This window comes from Paraburkholderia mimosarum LMG 23256 = NBRC 106338 (assembly GCF_000739815.1).
GTDB lineage: Bacteria > Pseudomonadota > Gammaproteobacteria > Burkholderiales > Burkholderiaceae > Paraburkholderia > Paraburkholderia mimosarum.
The window spans coordinates 1-3,234 of sequence record NZ_BBJJ01000198.1; the positions used below are offsets into that span (position 1 = coordinate 1).

The window sequence follows — 3,234 nt, forward strand, 5'->3', positions numbered from 1 at the left end:
CCGCGCCTGCGGTCGCTTCGCCGGTTGCGGCGAAGGCCGATCGAAGATCGGCAGTTGCAGAAGCGCAGTTCATACCCCGCCCCTTGGGGCGAGGTGCTTGATTTGCGGTCAATAGGTCGATTGGTCAACAACCGACGGCTCTTGGAGTCCAACGCAAATATTCCCCCAGCCGAGGCCGCCCACGCCATGCCGGACAACCAAGCATGGCAGCATAACTCTAACCAAATGGCCGCCAGGCAAGCCCGAAGGCGTTTCACGTTGCTTAATATGCCGAGCCTGTCGGGTCGTTAAGGTTGTGGCACTCGGTTCCGTTGAGAGGCGGGTTGAAGATACTAACGAGGATCATGTCCTTGTCCCGCGCCCCGCGCAGAAAATGCTTGTCATGCTTGTCAAGCACATACATGTCGCCCTCGCGAATGGCGAAGACATTGCCTTCCATGTCCTCCACCTCGCCCTCTCCGGCGATGCAGTAGCAAGCCTCGAGGTGGCTGCGGTATTGCAAAAATGAGACCGTGTTAGCGCGCACTACGGTGTGGCAGATGCTAAAGCCCATGCCGTCCTTAGCCGTCAGGAGGCGGTGGCTAGTACCATTGCCCCAATCGACGAAGTGGTCGGTCGCTTCAACATCGTTCAGGCTACGCACAATCATATTGTTTGATCGCAAGAATACAGGTTCAAGTCTCTTGTAGAAGCGCGGCTTCCGCGCGCTCCCGAAGCGGAAAACCAAGGTATGGCTTTTGGGATGGGGCAGGCCGGCAAGAACCTGCCAACCCATGTCCTCCACTGCCATTCGCCCCATTCCTGATACGGAACCGTCCAGACCTCGCCGGGGAGCCGTAGCCCAACCTTGATAACCCAATCATGGGATGTGAGACCTAGCCACGATGTGCGCGCGGCGGCAGTGGCAGCATCAGTATCGATCGAGCAAGTTTCATCTGAACTCCTAGAAGTGAGTTGCTAGATTGTTATGGTCAACGGATTGCTCTCAAGCAACCGATGTGCCAACGACTTTCTGAAAACACCTGAGAAAACAAGGCGCCTCTCGGCGCGCTAGCTGGCGTCCGGCCGTCACACTTGCGACATCGATGTCTTAAACGAGACACAGCTCAGGGCCTTAATGCGTGACGTGATCGATGACCAAGAAGCTGAGTCCGGGTGTGGGAAAAGTACTCAAACGCTTGCATTACCCGCTGGACGTGATGTTGCTGTGCGTTCGGTGGTACGTGGCTTATCCGCTGAGCCTGCGCCATCTTGAACAGATGATGGCCGAGCGCGGGATTGCGGTCGATCATTCGACCGTTCATCTTTGGGCACTCAAACTGTTGCCGGGCCTGGAGACGGCGTTTGGACGGCGCAAACGGACGGTCGGCAAAAGCTGGAGGATGGACGAGACCTAAATTCGCATCAGGGGTGAGTGGCGGTATCTCTATCGGTCTGTCGACAAGGCAGGCAACACAGTTGATTTTCTGCTGCGAGCCCGACGGGACAAGGCTGCGGCCCGGGCCTATTTCGAAAAGGCAATCGACCACAATGGCGAACTCGACACCGTGACGACTGACGTTGCCCGCGAATTTCGTATCCGCTAACCGAGCGTTTATTATGCCGCTTGCTTTCGTTGGGCGGCGTGCCAGTTTTGTTCAAATTGCATCGGACTGACGTAGTTCAACGTCGAGTGCAGACGCCCATGATTGTAGAAGCTCATCCAGTCGAGCACCTCGTCCATCGCCTCGCGACGCGTCGCAAAGCGTTGACCGTGAATGCGGGCCTGCTTCAGCGATCCCCACAGGCTCTCCGTCGGCGTGTCCCAACAATTTGCGCGGCGGCTCATCGAACTGCGCATGCCGTAACGCTTGAGCAGGTCCTGGAACTCGGCGCTGCAATACTGGCTCCCACGGTCGCTATACACGATCAGTCCGGCCTCCGGCCGACGCCGGAACCACGCCATTCGCAACGCGTCAGAAACCAGCTCCGTGCGCATATGCGGCTTGAGCGACCATCCCACGACCTGACGACTGAACAAGTCCAGGATGACCGTCAGGTACAGCCAGCCCTCGTCGGTCCAGAGATAGGTGATGTCCGTCGTCCAGACCTGATCGGGCTTCGCCGGAGAGAAGTCCCGTTGCAGCAGGTTAGGTGCGACCGGCAGCATAGACGAAGCCTTGCCAGCTCGATACATAGGTAAAATCTGACACCCACAGCGCATTGGGTCGTTCGGCCGTGAATTGCCGCTTCACCAGATCCTTCGGGCACGGCGTCGAGCCATCGCTCACTGTCGTGCGTATCGTCTTGCCGCGCACCACGCCGCGCAGGCCCATCTGCTTCATCAACCGCTCGACCGTGCAGCGCGCCACGACAATGCCTTCGCGCTTCAATTGCGTCCAGACCTTGTCTGCGCCATAGACCTGGAAGTTTTCTTCCCACACGCGCCGGATCTCATCCGTGAGCATCCTGTCGCGCTGAGCCCGCGGCGGCACCAACTCAGGATTGGCGCGACGGCCCACATGGGTGTAGTACGTCGACGGCGCGATAGGCAGTACCCTGCAAATCGGCTCGACCCCGTAGACGTGCCGGTGATCATCGATGAACGTGATCATCACTTCGGTCGGCGGTCGAGCTCCGCCTGTGCGAAATACGCTGAAGCCTTCCGCAGGATTTCATTAACTTGGCGCAGCTCACGGTTCTCCCGTTCCAGTTCCTTGAGCCGATCCTGCTCCAGTGTGCTGGTGCCCGGGCGCAAACCCCGATTCCGCTCCTCCTTGCGAACCCAGCTACGCAGCGTCTCGCCCGAGCAGCCGAACTTCGCCGCGATCGACGCGATCACCTTCCATTGCGATTCGCGGTCGCCCTGATGTTCCAGCACCATTCGCACAGCCCGCTCACGAACTTCCGGCGAGTACCTTGGGGACTTCTTCTTGGTGTTTTCCATAGCTCCATTTTCTCAAGAAGTGGAGTCTCCGGAAAACCCGGGGCGCTTCAAGTTCTCTGCCGACGTCGGTTTACATGCGAACCTGACTAAAGCAAGCTCTTGCGCCACGCTGACACGCTCAAACGCTCAAACGCTGCCTCGATCATGCTGCCTTCTTTGGCAACTGTCACCCCGGACGAGCGCATGGTGTATTCGCGACGCCTTCGTGGGGCCCGTGCTCGCGGAGCCCGTAGAACATATTAAATTTGTCGTGCTTTCGGACGGAAACTGTCAATAGGCGCAGCGTCCTCGTCGATCACGACCTAGCA

Annotated in this window: 1 protein-coding gene, 2 pseudogenes and 1 other annotated feature; of the genes and pseudogenes, 1 reads left to right on the forward strand and 2 read right to left on the reverse strand. The window is 58.4% G+C overall.

Annotation, left to right across the window (positions count from 1 at the left end; all coding sequences use genetic code 11):
• Positions 1-262: 262 nt before the first annotated feature.
• Positions 263-790, reverse strand: a complete 528-nt coding sequence (locus BMI01S_RS36490; protein ID WP_244145520.1) for an ectoine synthase — start codon at positions 788-790, stop codon at positions 263-265.
• Positions 791-1,133: 343 nt separating this feature from the next.
• Between BMI01S_RS36490 and BMI01S_RS36495 the strand changes: the two are divergent.
• Positions 1,134-1,586 (forward strand): annotated as a pseudogene (locus BMI01S_RS36495) (IS6 family transposase).
• Between the two features lie 11 nt (positions 1,587-1,597).
• Here BMI01S_RS36495 and BMI01S_RS44385 read toward each other — a convergent pair.
• Positions 1,598-2,926, reverse strand: a pseudogene (locus BMI01S_RS44385) (IS3 family transposase).
• Positions 2,520-2,636: a sequence feature (AL1L pseudoknot), on the reverse strand. It overlaps the preceding pseudogene by 117 nt.
• Positions 2,927-3,234: the final 308 nt, after the last annotated feature.